The organism is Janthinobacterium sp. P210006, from assembly GCF_036231885.1.
GTDB lineage: Bacteria > Pseudomonadota > Gammaproteobacteria > Burkholderiales > Burkholderiaceae_D > Janthinobacterium > Janthinobacterium violaceinigrum.
In genome coordinates this window covers 909,213-924,048 of the sequence record NZ_JAZARD010000003.1, presented here as the reverse complement: position 1 = coordinate 924,048, position 14,836 = coordinate 909,213, and the positions used below count along the sequence as shown (strand labels likewise).

The 14,836-nt window shown below is 61.4% G+C and carries 12 protein-coding genes; 7 read left to right on the top strand and 5 right to left on the bottom strand.

Annotated features, from left to right (window positions below):
• Positions 1 to 109: 109 nt before the first annotated feature.
• A complete protein-coding gene (locus tag VPH41_RS18090) occupies positions 110 to 2,536 on the bottom strand; it encodes a membrane-bound PQQ-dependent dehydrogenase, glucose/quinate/shikimate family (RefSeq protein ID WP_328571013.1) in 2,427 nt (808 codons plus the stop codon).
• A 627-nt stretch (positions 2,537 to 3,163) separates the two neighbouring features.
• Between VPH41_RS18090 and ppa the strand changes: the two genes are divergently transcribed.
• Positions 3,164 to 3,712 carry an inorganic diphosphatase gene (gene ppa / locus VPH41_RS18085; RefSeq protein WP_071324543.1) on the top strand — a complete coding sequence of 183 codons (549 nt, stop codon included), beginning with the start codon at positions 3,164 to 3,166 and terminating at the stop codon, positions 3,710 to 3,712.
• Positions 3,713 to 3,924: 212 nt separating this feature from the next.
• Positions 3,925 to 4,485, top strand: a complete 561-nt coding sequence (locus tag VPH41_RS18080; protein ID WP_328571012.1) for an HdeD family acid-resistance protein — start codon at positions 3,925 to 3,927, stop codon at positions 4,483 to 4,485.
• A 56-nt stretch (positions 4,486 to 4,541) separates the two neighbouring features.
• On the opposite strand, the gene VPH41_RS18075 is transcribed toward VPH41_RS18080, so the two are convergent.
• Positions 4,542 to 5,687 (bottom strand): GNAT family N-acetyltransferase, encoded by a 1,146-nt coding sequence (locus VPH41_RS18075; RefSeq protein WP_328571241.1) that lies wholly within the window; start codon positions 5,685 to 5,687, stop codon positions 4,542 to 4,544.
• A 102-nt stretch (positions 5,688 to 5,789) separates the two neighbouring features.
• On the opposite strand from VPH41_RS18075, the gene VPH41_RS18070 reads away from it, so the two are divergent.
• Positions 5,790 to 7,406 carry an NAD+ synthase gene (locus VPH41_RS18070; RefSeq protein WP_328571011.1) on the top strand — a complete coding sequence of 539 codons (1,617 nt, stop codon included), beginning with the start codon at positions 5,790 to 5,792 and terminating at the stop codon, positions 7,404 to 7,406.
• A 41-nt stretch (positions 7,407 to 7,447) separates the two neighbouring features.
• On the top strand, positions 7,448 to 7,786 hold the full coding sequence (locus VPH41_RS18065) for a P-II family nitrogen regulator (RefSeq protein ID WP_034758685.1): 339 nt from the start codon (positions 7,448 to 7,450) through the stop codon (positions 7,784 to 7,786).
• A 25-nt stretch (positions 7,787 to 7,811) separates the two neighbouring features.
• On the opposite strand, the gene VPH41_RS18060 is transcribed toward VPH41_RS18065, so the two are convergent.
• The 3 genes from VPH41_RS18060 to trxB form a co-directional block, all read right to left on the bottom strand.
• Positions 7,812 to 8,441, bottom strand: a complete 630-nt coding sequence (locus VPH41_RS18060) for a trimeric intracellular cation channel family protein (RefSeq protein WP_071324539.1) — start codon at positions 8,439 to 8,441, stop codon at positions 7,812 to 7,814.
• Between the two features lie 123 nt (positions 8,442 to 8,564).
• On the bottom strand, positions 8,565 to 9,239 hold the full coding sequence (locus VPH41_RS18055; RefSeq protein WP_328571010.1) for a Smr/MutS family protein: 675 nt from the start codon (positions 9,237 to 9,239) through the stop codon (positions 8,565 to 8,567).
• A gap of 7 nt (positions 9,240 to 9,246) precedes the next feature.
• Positions 9,247 to 10,200 carry a thioredoxin-disulfide reductase gene (trxB, locus tag VPH41_RS18050; protein WP_034786153.1) on the bottom strand — a complete coding sequence of 318 codons (954 nt, stop codon included), beginning with the start codon at positions 10,198 to 10,200 and terminating at the stop codon, positions 9,247 to 9,249.
• Between the two features lie 216 nt (positions 10,201 to 10,416).
• Here trxB and VPH41_RS18045 point away from each other — a divergent pair, with 216 nt between their 5' ends.
• From VPH41_RS18045 to VPH41_RS18035, 3 genes are all read left to right on the top strand, one after another.
• Positions 10,417 to 12,771, top strand: coding sequence for a DNA translocase FtsK (locus VPH41_RS18045; RefSeq protein ID WP_152282543.1), 2,355 nt, complete (start codon positions 10,417 to 10,419; stop codon positions 12,769 to 12,771).
• Between the two features lie 19 nt (positions 12,772 to 12,790).
• Positions 12,791 to 13,447 (top strand): outer membrane lipoprotein chaperone LolA, encoded by a 657-nt coding sequence (gene lolA, locus VPH41_RS18040; protein WP_152258174.1) that lies wholly within the window; start codon positions 12,791 to 12,793, stop codon positions 13,445 to 13,447.
• Between the two features lie 69 nt (positions 13,448 to 13,516).
• Positions 13,517 to 14,836, top strand: coding sequence for a replication-associated recombination protein A (locus VPH41_RS18035; protein ID WP_328571009.1), 1,320 nt, complete (start codon positions 13,517 to 13,519; stop codon positions 14,834 to 14,836).

Here is a 14,836-nt window from a genome sequence, read left to right as displayed (position 1 = left end):
GCCGTTTCGTCAGCCAATTCGCCAGACGTAAAAAAGCCGTTCAGTGCAGACTGAACGGCTTTTTTTATGCGCACGCCATGGCGGCGTGCGCTGCTTTACTTCTTCTGGCTTACTTCTTCGCTGCGGCAGTACCTTCAGGCAAGGCATACGCGATCAGGGTGTCGCTCATCTTCGTGCCCAGCGAACCGTGGCCGCCGGCCATGACGACGACGAACTGGCGTCCCGACTTGTTCGACACATAGCTCATCGGTGTAGCCTGGCCGCCTGCCGGCAAGCGGGCTTTCCAGATCACCTTGCCGTTGCTGACGTCGTAGCCGCGGATGTAGTAGTCGAGCGTGCTGCTGAGGAAGGTCACGCCGCCGCCCGTGGTGACCATGCCGCCCAGGCTCGGCACGCCCAGTGGCAAGGGGATCGGCACGGGACCGCTGTCGCGCGTGGTGCCGTTCTTGTGCATCCACACTTTTTTCATGGTGCGCAGGTCGACGGCGGCCACATAGCCCCACGGCGGTGCCTGGCATGGGAAGCCCAGCGGCGACAAGAATGCCTTGATTTCCACGGCGAACGGGACGCCCGTCTGCGGCTGCAAGCCCATTTCGCCGCCCGTGCCGCCCTTGGCCGTCGTTTCCGCGCGCGGCACGAGTTTTTCCAGGAAGCCCATGTAGTCAGGGTTGACGATCAACAACTGGCGCACGGGGTCGATGGCTGCGCCGCCCCATTCGAAGATGCCCAGCGGGCCCGGCGAGATGACGGCGCCCTTGCCCGCCGTTTGCGGCGTGAACGGGCCTTCATAGCGGCGTTCCTTGAAGATGATGCGGCAGGCGAGCTGGTCGAACGGCGTCGTGCCCCACATGTCCGCTTCGCTGATATTGCGCTCTGGCAGGAAGGTGAGGGCCGAGAACGGCTGCGTGGGCGACAGGGTGTCGCCGGCGGCAGGATTGCTCGTTGGCACGGGTTTTTCCGGCGCCGGCACCACCAGGCTGCCGTCGCGGCGGTCGATCACGTAGATGTCGCCCCGTTTTGTCGTGGCCACCACGGACGGCACTTTGCCTTTTGGCGTGTCGATGTCGACCAGGCTGGGCTGGCCGCCGATGTCCATGTCCCAGATATCGTGGTGCACGGTCTGGTAGACCCAGCGTACCTTGCCCGTCGCCAGGTCCAGCGCGACGATGGCGCTGTTGAATTTCTCGCCATTCTTGTTACGGTTGCCGCCCCAGGTATCGGGGGTCTCATTGCCCATCGGAATGTAGACCATGCCCAGCTTTTCATCGATGCTGGCCACGCCCCACGAATTGGGCGAGTTGTTGGTGTAGTTCTTGCCTTCAGGGAAGGGCTGCGTATCTTCCGGCGTGGCCGGGTCCCAGTTCCACAGCAACTTGCCCGTGACGGGATCGTAGCCGCGGATCACGCCCGATGGCTCTTCCGTCGAGTGGTTGTCCGTCACGCTGGCGGCGATCACGGCCACGTTTTGGGCCACGGCCGGCGGCGAGGTGGGCATCAGGAAACCGCGCTTGATCATGGCCATGTTTTTATACAGGTTGACGACGCCGTTGTTGCCAAAGCTCTTGCACGACTCGCCCGTATCGGCGTTGACGGCGATCATGGTGCCATCCATGGTGGGTGCCAGGATGCGGCGCGGGCATTCCATGCTGGCGGCTTCGGGGGCAGGGTTGTTCTTCGCGCGGCCCGCGTTGACGTCCCAGTAGGCGACACCGCGGCAGATCATGTGCTGGTAGCTGGCCGCATCGCGGTTGATCTTCGGATCGTGGCGCCAGAGCTCCTTGCCCGTGTCCGGGTTCAGGGCGATGACGATATTGTGCGGCGTGCACAGGTACAGCATGTCGTTGACCTTCAGCGGCGTGACTTCGTTGGCGATTTCGCCCGGGTCGTTGGGGCCCTTGAAGTCGCCCGTGTGGTAGGTCCAGGCCTCTTTCAGGCCGGAAATATTGGCGGGCGTGATCTGCGCGGCAGGCGCGTAGCGGTCGCCATAGCCGGAGCGGCCATACGCGGACCAGTCGTTGTGCTCGACGCCGGGCGCCAGGTCGCCGGTGGCCGTGGCGGCCATGTTCTCGGCCGGCACGTCGCCATGCAGATCATGGTAGTCCTGGAACAGGGCGATGACGCCGGCGATGACGGTCAGGGCCACCGCGGCGGACAGGGCCGTCTTGCCGGCCGACGGCTGTTTCGCTGCGGCGGGTGGCGCCAGGCGGCGGCTGACGAAGGGCAGCAGCAGCCAGACGGCGGCGGCAAACCAGATGTCGAGGCGCGGCAGCAGTTGCCACCAGTCGAATTTCACTTCAATGAGGGACCAGATCAGGGTGGCGAACAGCAGCAGCGCCATGAACGGTTGCGCGCTGCGCTTACCCTGGAACACCAATACGCCGGCCACGAGCATGCCGATGCCGGCCAGCAAGTAGTACCAGGAGCCGCCAAGACTGGCCAGCCAGATGCCGCCGCCCAGCAGGGCGAGGCCAAGCAGAATGAAAATAACGCCGGTGCCCTTTAATAAAGGACCGGGCCGGAAAGAGGGAATCATCATATTCCTTTTTGCAAGGATTTATCGGTAGCGCCTGGGTGGCACTATATTGAATTCAGGGAAGGCGTCGATTGCAGAATATACAAAGTTTGGAATCACCAGAATGTGACAGTTTATCAGAATTGATGATTATCTTCCGGTCGTGCCATTTTTTTGCAGGCACGCCATTTGAATCAAATAAATGCTTCAAATAAGCGCAAATATTATGCTGGATAAGGGTGTCTCGGGGCTGGAAGGCCGCCTGGAGGGCAGAGATCGGAGTGGACGCGCAATAATGCAGGGGCGCCGCGGAATGAATGAGAATAAAACTGTTGTTATAAGTTGCTGCAAAAAATACAATGACAATTATAATAACCATGTTTCGGGTATTGCGATATTCAAATGAAAATAAGCAGATATTCCGTCAGCATTAATTTGAGGTATCGGTAGTATTGCTTAGGTGTTTATACTTATTATTGCCGATGATTTGTTTATTCTCTCGATGGCCGGCTGCGTGCGCCGGCGGGCCATGCGCGCCACTGTTGCTGACGTGATGCGCAAAACGCCGGCGGGCCGCTGCTGCATCGCACAAGCTGCCTGTACTTCGCTATAATTGCGCGGTTAAAACACAATCCGCTAATGAGGAACCCCATGAGTTTGAATAACGTCTCTTCCGGCCGCGATCTGCCGAACGATTTCAACGTCGTCATCGAAATCCCGATGAACGCCGATCCGATCAAGTACGAAGTCGACAAGGAAAGCGGCGCGATTTTCGTCGATCGCTTCATGGGTACCGCCATGCATTACCCGTGCAACTACGGCTACGTGCCGAACACCCTGTCGCCCGATGGCGACCCGGTCGACGTGCTGGTCATCACCCCGTTCCCCCTGATCCCTGGCGTGGTCGTGCGCTGCCGTCCTATCGGCGTGCTGAAAATGACCGACGAGTCGGGCGAAGACGCGAAAGTGCTGGCCGTGCCAGTCGACAAGGTCCTGTCGATCTACAGCCACTGGCAAAAGCCGGAAGACTTGAACGAACTGCGCCTGCGCCAGATCCAGCATTTCTTCGAGCACTACAAAGATCTGGAAAAAGGCAAATGGGTCAAGATCGACGGCTGGTACGGTCCTGAAGTCGCCAAGGAAGAAATCCTCGGCGGCGTCGCTGCCTACAAGGCAGATGCCGAGAAAGCCGCTTCCTAAGTAATCCCCGCGCGGAACACGGCGGCTTGCCGCCCGTTTCCTGCCGTGTGCGAGTAAAAAACGCCCCCTGCTATGATGGCCGGAGGCGTTTTTTTTTGCCGACAACATCAGGCTTCCGATGGCTGAAGCTGTTTGAGTGCGCCCAATTTGTTGTCAAAAATTCAATTTCGCAATAATTGAGGGGAGGTGATATGTATTCTGAGCATTTATTGATGCGTTCCTGGTGGGTGCTGGCCCTGCGTGGCCTGGCGGCGCTTGCGTTTGGCGCGATCACCCTGGCCTGGCCCGGCGTGACGGTGTTGTCGCTGCTGATGGTGTTTGCCGCGTATGCGCTGCTCGGCGGCGGCGTGTCCGTCGTCGGCGCGTTCAGCAACCGCAAGCATGGCGGCGACTGGTGGGCCTTGCTGCTGCTGGGCATCTGCGGCCTGGCCGTCGGTATCCTGACCATCGTCTACCCGCTGCTGACGACGTTTGCCTTGATCGTCATGATCGGCGTCAATGCCCTCGTGTCGGGCGTGTTCGATATCGTGCTGGCGGTCCGTCTGCGCAAGGTCATCCATGGTGAATGGCTGCTGGTGCTCAATGCCGTCATTTCCATCCTGTTCGGCATCCTGATCCTCGTCTTCCCTGCGGCCGGCACGTTTGCCCTCGTGTGGATGATCGGCGTGTATGCCTTGCTGACGGGTATCTTGCTGCTGACTTTGGCGTGGCGCGCGTACAAGCTGAAAAAGGACGGCGCCTTCGGCAGCCATTCCGGCCGCTCGGCCGCCTGATCCCGCCTGCGTGTCCGCGAGCGCTCCCCGCCAGCCGGCCGGGAGCGCTTTTGCTTTCAGGGCGCCGTTGCGGCGCGAAACGGGCTGTGCTCGTTCAATTCATCGAGGTAGGCATCGATGCCGCCCCGTTCCCGTTCGAGGAAGCGCTGCACGGCGTCGGCAAAGGCCGGGTGCGCCAGCCAGTGGGCGGACCAGGTCTTTTGCGGCAGGAAGCCCCGCGCCATCTTGTGCTCGCCTTGCGCGCCCCCTTCGAACGTGGCGATGCCGTTGGCGATGCAAAATTCCAGCGGCTGGTAATACGCCGTTTCGAAATGCAGGCAGGGCACGTGTTCGAGCGCGCCCCAGTAGCGGCCATACAGGGTGTCGCCCGTGTGGATCACGAGCGAGGCGGCAATGGCCCGGCCTTCGCGCTCGGCGATCACCAGTAAAATGTTCTGCGGCATGGTGGCGCCGATGCGGCGGAAGAAGTCCAGCGATAGATAGGGCGAGGACCGGTGTTCCGCATAGGTATTGCTGTAGCAGCGGTGGAACAGCTTCCAGTCGGCATCCGTCGCTTCCACCCCGCGCACCTGGCGCATGACGACGCCCGCTTCCTGCACCTTGCGCCGCTCGGCGCGGATATTCTTGCGCTTCTTGTGTTCCAGAGTGGCCAGGAATTGTTCGAAATCCGTGTAGCCGGGATTGAGCCAGTGAAACTGTACGCCACTACGCATCAAATAGCCGGCTTCCGCCAGCTGGTGCGCCTCGCTTTCCGGCGGAAACAGGATGTGGCAGGACGACACCTCGGCCGCTTGCTGCTGCGCCTGCAGGAAGGCCAGCAGGGCGGCGCGCGCCTGGCCATCGCGGGCCAGCAAGCGCGTGCCGCTGACGGGCGTAAATGGTATCGCGGACAACAGTTTCGGGTAATATTCAAGGCCATGCTGCTGATAGGCATCGGCCCAGGCCCAGTCGAACACGTATTCGCCATACGAGTGCTGCTTCAGGTACAGGGGCAGGGCGGCGGCCAGGGTCTCGCCTTGCCACAGTGCCAGGTAATTCGGCTGCCAGCCCGTGTCGGCGCTGGCGCAGCCGGACTCGTGCAACGCGTGCAGAAAGGCGTAGGAAAGGAAGGGATTGGCCTCCGCCTGGCTTGCCAGCAGTTCAGACCAGGCCGCTTCGCCAATTTCAGCCAGGGTCGAGACGATAGCCGTGCGATAATTCATTGTTGTAGTGTGCATTCATCACTCTCGGGGCGCCACCACCGGCCTGCGCGCCCCTGTCTTGTTCTTGTTTAATAAAATTAATAAAACGAAATTTCCACCATCATGACAGTCAAAGTCGCAATTGCTCAAATGAATAGTACGGTCGGCGATCTGGCCGGCAACCGTGCCAAGATCTTCGACCTTTCCCGCCGCGCCTTTGAAGCGGGCGCCGATATCGTGCTCACGCCGGAACTGTCGCTGGTCGGCTATCCACCCGAGGACCTGCTGCTGCGCAATGCATTCTACGCAAAAACGCAGGAAGCGTTTGCGGGGCTGGCCGCCGATCTTGCCCAGTTCAAGGATTTGCACGTGGTGGTGGGCTTGCCCCTGCAGGATGAAAAGGGCGTGCGCCACAATGCCGCCTCCGTGCTGCTGAACGGCGAAGTGCTGGGCACCTACCGCAAGCACGATTTGCCGAACACGACCGTGTTCGATGAAAAACGTTACTTTACCTCGTCCGACCAGGCGTTCGTGTTTGGCGTGAAGGGCGTGCGTTTCGGCATCAATATCTGCGAAGACACGTGGTTCGAGCATGCGCCCATGCGCGCCCGCGCCGCTGGTGCGCAAGTGCTGCTGGTGCCCAACGGCTCGCCCTACCACATGAACAAGCAGCATTTGCGCTATGAAACCATGCGCCAGAACGTCAGCGCGCAAGGCATGGCCCTCGTGTACGCCAACCTGGTGGGTGGCCAGGATGAGCTGATCTTCGATGGCGACTCGTTTGTCATGGATGCGGCCGGCACGATCTGCGCCCAGCTGCGCCATTTCGAGGAAGACTTGCAACTGGTCGATTTCGACGGCGCCACGCCCGTGCCGCAGGCGCTGGCTGCGCCGCTGACGACGGAAGCGCAGGTGTACCAGGCGCTGGTGCTGGGCGTGCGCGACTACATCGGCAAGAATGGCTTCCCCGGCGTGCTGATCGGCATGTCGGGCGGCGTCGATTCCGCCCTGACCTTGGCCATCGCCGTCGATGCGCTGGGCGCCGACAAGGTGCGCGCCGTCATGATGCCGTCGCAATTTACGGCCGATATCTCGTGGATCGACTCGCGCGACATGGTAAAACGCCTCAATGTGCGCTACGATGAAATTCCGATCAAGCAAACCTTCGACGCTTTCCGCGCCACCCTGGCCGGCGAGTTCGCGGGGTTGGCGGAAGACGCGACGGAAGAAAACATCCAGGCCCGCATCCGCGGCACCTTGCTGATGGCCCTGTCGAACAAGCATGGCAGCATCGTGCTGACGACGGGCAACAAGAGCGAGATGGCCGTCGGCTATTGCACCCTGTATGGCGACATGGCAGGCGGTTTTGCCGTCATCAAGGATATCGCCAAGACCCTCGTGTACCGCCTGTGCGCGTACCGCAACGGGGTGTCCGAGGTGATACCCGAGCGCATCTTGACGCGGGGACCGTCGGCCGAATTGCGCGCCGACCAGCTGGACCAGGATTCCTTGCCGCCGTATGACGTGCTCGACGGCATCATGCAGCTGTACATGGAAGAAAACCGGCCGATCGCCGACATTATCGAGGCTGGCTACCCGCCGGCCGACGTGGCGAAAATCACGCGCCTGATCAAGATCAATGAATACAAGCGGCGCCAGTCGCCGGTGGGCATCCGCGTCACGCACCGTGGCTTTGGCCGCGACTGGCGTTACCCCATCACGTCGAAGTTTTACGAATAAGCAGCCATCTGTCCACAATCCAACAATTTTAAGGAGTAGCCATGAAACAGATTACCGCCATCATCAAACCATTCAAGCTCGACGAAGTACGCGAGGCCCTGGCCGATGTGAACGTGACGGGCTTGACCGTGACGGAAGTGAAGGGCTTTGGCCGCCAGAAGGGTCATACCGAGCTGTACCGTGGTGCCGAGTACGTGGTCGACTTCTTGCCGAAAGTCAAAGTCGAGGTGGTGGTGGACGACAGCGTGTCGGAACTGGTGGTCGACGCCATCATCAAGGCTGCCCGTACGGGCAAGATCGGCGATGGCAAGATCTTCGTGCGCGACGTGGAGCAGGTCATCCGCATCCGCACGGGCGAGACAGGTCCCGACGCGGTGTAAGTGTTTCAGCTGGGGCCGCTGACTTTCAGCGCCCCAGTCGCATGTCAAATTTCCAGCAAATCAGGCGCAAGATCGTGATGCCGCTGGCGCTGGTCCACAGCGCGAAGTCGTGCTCGGCGCCGAAATGCATCTGCAGCAAATAAGCCCAGCAGCCGAAAAACGCGCAGATGGCGTAGGGTTTGCCGTCACGAAACACCATCGGCACTTCGTTGCAGACGATGTCGCGCATCACGCCGCCGAAAATCCCCGTAATCACCCCCATCATCGAGGCAATAAAGATCGGCATGCCGGCACGCATCGCTTCAGCCACCCCCGCGATGGCGAACATGCCCAGGCCGATGGCGTCGGCCACGACGATCAGGCGTTCCGAGACGATCTGGCGCAAATGCTGGATCAGGGGCGCGGCCGTCAGGGCCAGCACGAAGATGAGAATCGCGTATTCCTGGTGCGAGACCCAGAACAGGGGCCGCTTGTCGAGCAGGATGTCGCGCAGGGTGCCGCCGCCGAATGCCGTGATGAAGGCCACGACGAACACGCCGACCAGGTCCATGCGCTTGCGGCGCGCTTCGATGAAACCGGAAAACGCGCCCACCAGGATGGCGATGACCTCAATGATCTTGATCAGCGAGCCAGGCGGCAATTGGGGTGGCATCATGGGTGGAGCGCTTGAGCAGGAAATAATTGTCACAGGTTAACATGACACGGCCCCGAATGGTGACAAACGGGGCCGTGTGCGGTGTGGAACTGGTGACTGAATGGTAATTGCTTGCTGTCAAGCCTAGCGGACGGGCTGCAAGGCTGCCGAGAGCAGCACGACGAGGGCGCCATCGCCCCCTTCGGAGCGGCGTGCCTGGCAAAAGGCGATGACTTCATCCTTTTGCACGAGCCAGCTGTGCACCATCGATTTCAAGACCGGTTCCTGGCCTTTCGAGCCGAAACCCTTGCCGTGGATCACGCGCACGCAGCGCAGCTTGCGCCGCGCCGCCTGGTTCAGGAAGGCGCCGATGCCATCGCGTGCCTCGTCGCGGCGCAAGCCGTGCAAGTCCAGCTCATCCTGGATGGGCCAGTGGCCCTTGCGCATCTTCTTGACCACGTCCGGTCCCACGCCGGGGCGGGCGTAGTTCAGGGCGGGATCGTTTTCCAGGTAATGGTCGACCTCGAACAAGTCCGACAGCGACTCGCGCAGCACGGCCGCGTCGTCCTCTGCCGGCGTCAGCTTGCGCGCAGGCTGCTGGGCGCTTGCCGCGCCCGCCTTCGGCAGGCTGGGCACGTAGCGGTCCGACTCAGGCAGGCGCTTGACGCCGCCGATGCTGGCCTTGAACAGGTTGCTTTCCACGGCCTGCACCTGGACTTGCCTGGCGCGCTCCGCTTCAGCCTGGGCGCGCGCGTCCGCCTGTTCCTTGAGCTGCTTGCTGACCGCTTTCAGGTCGGCAAAGTCTTTCATCGACGCCATGCGACGCTTACTCCTGGCCTTCCAGGTAGCGCTGGGCGTCCAGTGCTGCCATGCAACCCGTGCCGGCGCTGGTGATGGCCTGGCGGTAGATGTGGTCCTGCACGTCGCCGGCGGCAAACACGCCCGGCGCGCTGGTGGCGGTGGCCATGCCTTCCAGGCCCGTTTTCGTCTTGATGTAGCCGTTGTGCATTTCCAGCTGGCCTTCGAAGATGCCCGTGTTCGGCTTGTGGCCGATGGCGATGAACACGCCGTGCACGCTCAATGCTTCGACCTTGCCATCGATGGTCGACTTGATGTTCAGGCCCGTGACGCCGCCTTCGTTGCCCGTCACTTCGTCCAGAGTGTGGTTATATTTCAACACGATCTTGCCTTCGGCAACCTTGGCGTTCAGGCGGTCGATCAGAATCGCTTCCGCGCGGAACTTGTCGCGGCGGTGGATCAGGGTGACTTTATTGGCGATGTTCGACAGGTACAGCGCTTCTTCCACGGCCGTATTGCCGCCGCCGACGACGGCCACTTCCTGGTTGCGGTAGAAGAAACCATCGCAGGTGGCGCAGGCGGATACGCCCTTGCCCATGAATTCCGCTTCCGATGGCAGGCCCAGGTATTGCGCGGACGCGCCCGTGGCGATGATCAGGGTGTCGCACGTGTATTCGTGGCTGTCGCCCTTCAGGCGGATCGGTTTTTCGTTCAGGAACGTGGTGTGGATGTGGTCAAACACGATTTCCGTATTGAAGCGCTCGGCGTGCTGCAGCAAGCGCTGCATCAGGTCCGGGCCTTGCACGCCCATGGGATCGCCGGGCCAGTTTTCCACGTCGGTGGTGGTCATCAGCTGGCCGCCTTGTTCCACGCCGGTCACCAGCATCGGGTTCAGGTTGGCGCGCGCGGCGTAGACGGCGGCGCTGTAGCCGGCGGGGCCGGAGCCGAGGATCAAAACGCGGGCGTGTTTGGTAGTGGTCATAATGAGGCTTCTCTATGAGTGGGGTCTATCCGAATTGGGGGCATACGCGCGAAGAACAAGGGCGTATTGCGCTTGCGCAAGCAATCCCCGATTATAGACCAAGCCGCCTGTGGCGACGAATCGTGGGGCCGCCCGGGGCATATATGGCTTAGAATACTTCCTTATTATGGGAAATTCCCTTTCAGAAACATTTTTCACCTTGCAGCGCTTCCCAGAATGACTAAACCAGCCCAGGCCAATCAAAATAGCTACACCCGTAAACCGGTCGAACGCCGGCCCCTGCCCAACCGGCTGGTGCGGCTGCTGTCCGAGGCGCGCTGGTTCGCGCTGGCCGCGTTTGCCCTGTATTTCGTGCTGATACTGGCCAGCTTCCACAAGCTCGACCCGGGCTGGTCGCATGCCACGTCCGTCGACAAGGTCGCCAACCTGGGCGGCAAGCTGGGCGCCACCCTTTCCGATCTGTTGCTGTATATCTTCGGCTTTTCCGCCTGGTGGTGGTGCGTCTGGCTGCTGCGCACGGTGTGGAATGGCTATCGCCGCCTGAGTAAGCGCTTCCTGCTGGAAGAGGAAGACGTGGAGCGCGAGCACCATGTCGAGATGCTGATCCGCATCGTCGGCTTTTCCATCATGCTGATCGGCAGCATGGGCCTCGAATACCTGCGCATGGCGAAAAGCCTGCACGTGCAGCTGCCGCGCGAGCCGGGCGGCGTGTTGGGCCAGCTGGTGGGCCACTCGGCCCACGTGGCCTTTGGTTTCACGGGCGCCACTTTATTACTGTTGCTGCTGTTCGGCCTCGGTTTCAGCCTGTTCTTCCATGTGTCCTGGCTGCAAGTGGCCGAGCGCATCGGCGGCGCCATCGAAGACGCTTTCAACTGGTTCGTGCTGCGCTACCAGGACCGCGAAGACCGCCGCCAGGGCGAAGTGGCTGCGGTGCGCCGCGACGAAGTGGTGGTCATCGAACGGGCCAAGCACGTGGAAAAGCACGTGGCCGCGCCGCCCATGAAGATCGAGCCGCAGGTGGTGACCGTGGTGAAATCGGAACGCGTGGAAAAGGAGCGCCAGGCCCATCTGTTCGAAGGCCTGGGCGATGGCAAGCTGCCGCCCCTGTCGCTGCTCGACGAAGCGCCGCCCGTGGTGGAAACGGTGTCCGTGGAAACGCTGGAATTCACGAGCCGCCTGATCGAAAAGAAATTGTCGGACTTTGGCGTGGATGCCAAGGTAGTGGCCGCTTACCCAGGCCCCGTCGTCACGCGCTACGAAATCGAGCCGGCCACGGGCGTCAAGGGCAGCCAGATCGTGGGCCTGGCGCGCGACCTGGCCCGTTCGCTGTCGCTTACGTCCATCCGCGTGGTGGAAACCATTCCCGGCAAGAATTACATGGCTTTGGAGTTGCCGAACAGCAAGCGCCAGATCGTGCGCCTGACGGAAATCCTCGGCTCCAAGGTCTACAACGATGGCGTGTCCAGCCTGACGATTGCGCTGGGCAAGGATATCGCGGGCAAGCCCGTCGTGGCCGACCTGGCCAAGATGCCCCACTTGCTGGTGGCCGGTACCACCGGTTCCGGCAAATCCGTGGGCATCAATGCGACGATCCTGTCGCTGCTGTACAAATCCGACCCGCTCGACGTGCGCCTGATCCTGATCGATCCGAAGATGCTGGAAATGTCCGTCTACGAAGGCATTCCCCATTTGCTGGCGCCCGTCGTGACGGACATGCGCCAGGCCGGCCATGCGCTGAACTGGGCCGTGAACGAGATGGAACGCCGCTACAAGCTGATGAGCAAGATGGGCGTGCGTAACCTGGCCGGCTACAACGCCAAGATTGCCGACGCGAAAAAGCGCGAAGAACACATCCCGAATCCGTTCAGCCTGACGCCGGATTCGCCGGAGCCGCTGGAAAAACTGCCGACCATCGTCATCATCATCGACGAGCTGGCCGACCTGATGATGGTGGTGGGCAAAAAAGTCGAGGAATTGATCGCGCGTATCGCGCAAAAGGCGCGCGCCGCCGGCTTGCACTTGATTCTGGCCACGCAGCGCCCATCTGTAGACGTGATCACGGGCTTGATCAAGGCGAACATTCCCACGCGTATCGCCTTCCAGGTGTCGTCCAAGATCGATTCGCGCACCATTCTCGACCAGATGGGCGCGGAAACCCTGCTGGGCATGGGCGACATGCTGTACATGCCGCCCGGCACCGGCTTGCCGATGCGCGTGCATGGTGCGTTTGTTTCCGATGAGGAAGTCCACCGCGTCGTCAGCCATCTGAAGCTGCAGGGCGAACCGAATTACATCGAGGGCATCCTCGAAGGCGGCACCCTGGAAGGCGACGGCGCCGAAGGCGGCGTGCCGGGCGAGGGCGGCGGCGAGGCCGATGCCCTGTACGACCAGGCGGTGGCGGTGGTGCTGAAAAACCGCCGCGCCTCGATTTCGCTGGTGCAGCGTCATTTGCGCATCGGCTACAACCGCGCCGCCCGCCTGCTCGAGCAGATGGAGCAGAGCGGGGTGGTATCAACCATGCAATCCAACGGCAACCGGGACATCCTGGTGCCGGCGGCCAGTGCGGAATAAGACAAGAAGGATAGAAAGAATGCAGAACACGACTTTCGCAGCAAAAATGATGATCGGTGCGGCCAGTGTCGCCTGCAGCCTGCTGTTCGCGGCCAGCGCCTCGGCCAGCGCGCTCGAGCAATTCAAGAGCTTTGCCGCCGGCACCAAGTCGGCCAAGGGCGAGTTCGTGCAGCGCCAGGTCAAGAAGGCAGACGCCAGCGGCAAGGCGAAAGTGTCGACCCCAGCCAGCGGCACCTTCGAGTTTGCCCGCCCGGGCAAGTTCATCTGGACTTATCTGAAGCCGTACGAGCAGCTGCTGCAAGCGGACGGCGACAAGCTGTATATCTACGACAAGGACTTGAGCCAGGTGACGGTCAAGAAACTGGGCGACGCGCTCGGTTCCTCGCCCGCTGCCATCTTGTTTGGCAGCAACGACCTGGAAAAGAATTTCACCCTGGCGGAAGCGGGCACGCGCGATGGCCTGGAATGGCTGAAAGCCACGCCGAAAGCCAAGGACACGACGTTCGACGAAATCACCATCGGCCTGCGCAACGGCGTGCCCGAAGCGATGGAATTGCGCGACTCGTTCGGCCAGACGTCGGTGCTGGCGTTCAAGAACTTCCAGAAAAATCCGGCCTTATCCGCCGATCACTTTAAATTTGTCATGCCCAAGGGCGCGGATGTGATTAATAATTAATTTTTCGCAGACTGTCATTGACCGGCCTCGCACCATGCGGGGCCTTTGCATTCTTACCCGGTAAATATTATGGCGGATCTCTTTTCCACCGCACCGCGCCAGCCGCTGGCCGAAGCCTTGCGGCCATCCACCCTGAACGAAGTCATCGGCCAGACGCATTTGCTGGGCGCGGGCAAGCCGCTGCGCCTCGCGTTCGAGGCGGGCAAGGCCCATTCGATGATCTTGTGGGGCCCGCCCGGCGTGGGCAAGACCACCCTGGCGCGCCTGATGGCGAACGCATTTGACAGCGAATTCATCGCCCTGTCGGCCGTGTTTGCGGGCGTAAAAGATATCCGCGCCGCCATGGACCAGGCCCGCCACAGCCTGGACCAGTTCGGCAAGCACACCTTATTGTTCGTCGACGAAATCCACCGCTTCAATAAATCGCAGCAGGACGCCTTGCTGCCTTTCGTGGAATCGGGCCTCGTGACCTTCATCGGTGCGACGACGGAAAACCCCAGCTTCGAAGTCAATTCGGCGCTGCTGTCGCGCGCGCAAGTGTATGTGTTGAAGTCGCTCAACGAAGACGAGATGAAGCAGTTGCTGGCCAAGGCGCAATCGACGGCCTTGACGCACCTGACGTTTGACGAGGCGGCGGCCGACACCCTGATCGGCTATGCGGACGGCGATGCGCGGCGCTTCTTGAACTTGCTGGAGCAGGCCGAGACGGCCGCCAGCTCGACGGGCACGACCACCATCGACGCAGCCTTCGTCGACAATGCGCTAACCTTGAATTCGCGCCGCTTCGACAAGGGCGGCGACAATTTCTATGATCAGATCTCCGCCCTGCACAAATCCGTGCGCGGTTCGAACCCCGATGCGGCCCTGTACTGGTTTTGCCGCATGATCGACGGCGGCGCCGATCCCCGCTATTTGTCGCGGCGCATCGTGCGCATGGCCTGGGAAGATATCGGCCTGGCCGACCCCCGCGCCCTGACCATGGCCAATGACGCGGCGGAAACGTATGAGCGCCTGGGCTCGCCCGAAGGCGAGCTGGCGCTGGGCCAGGCCGTGATCTACCTGGCCATTGCCGCGAAGAGCAATGCCGGCTACAACGCCTTCAACACGGCCATGGCCTTCGTCAAGAAAGATAAATCGAAGGAAGTGCCCGTGCACTTGCGCAATGCGCCGACCAAGCTGATGAAGGAACTGGGCTACGGCCACGCCTACCGCTACGCGCATGACGAACCCGATGCCTATGCGGCCGGCGAAACGTATTTCCCGGACGGCATGGCGGAGCCGGGCTGGTACCAGCCCGTGCCCCGCGGCCTGGAAAGCAAGATCGCCGATAAATTGGCGTGGTTGCGCGAGCTGGACAGAAAAGCAGGAAAACCAGCAGGGAAGGGCTGA

Coding starts and splice junctions, on each gene's coding strand:
- VPH41_RS18090 (WP_328571013.1), bottom strand. CDS start 2,536: ATGATGATTCCCTCTTTCCGGCCCGGTCCTTTATTAAAGGGCACCGGC.
- ppa (WP_071324543.1), top strand. CDS start 3,164: ATGAGTTTGAATAACGTCTCTTCCGGCCGCGATCTGCCGAACGATTTC.
- VPH41_RS18080 (WP_328571012.1), top strand. CDS start 3,925: ATGCGTTCCTGGTGGGTGCTGGCCCTGCGTGGCCTGGCGGCGCTTGCG.
- VPH41_RS18075 (WP_328571241.1), bottom strand. CDS start 5,687: ATGAATTATCGCACGGCTATCGTCTCGACCCTGGCTGAAATTGGCGAA.
- VPH41_RS18070 (WP_328571011.1), top strand. CDS start 5,790: ATGACAGTCAAAGTCGCAATTGCTCAAATGAATAGTACGGTCGGCGAT.
- VPH41_RS18065 (WP_034758685.1), top strand. CDS start 7,448: ATGAAACAGATTACCGCCATCATCAAACCATTCAAGCTCGACGAAGTA.
- VPH41_RS18060 (WP_071324539.1), bottom strand. CDS start 8,441: ATGATGCCACCCCAATTGCCGCCTGGCTCGCTGATCAAGATCATTGAG.
- VPH41_RS18055 (WP_328571010.1), bottom strand. CDS start 9,239: ATGGCGTCGATGAAAGACTTTGCCGACCTGAAAGCGGTCAGCAAGCAG.
- trxB (WP_034786153.1), bottom strand. CDS start 10,200: ATGACCACTACCAAACACGCCCGCGTTTTGATCCTCGGCTCCGGCCCC.
- VPH41_RS18045 (WP_152282543.1), top strand. CDS start 10,417: ATGACTAAACCAGCCCAGGCCAATCAAAATAGCTACACCCGTAAACCG.
- lolA (WP_152258174.1), top strand. CDS start 12,791: ATGCAGAACACGACTTTCGCAGCAAAAATGATGATCGGTGCGGCCAGT.
- VPH41_RS18035 (WP_328571009.1), top strand. CDS start 13,517: ATGGCGGATCTCTTTTCCACCGCACCGCGCCAGCCGCTGGCCGAAGCC.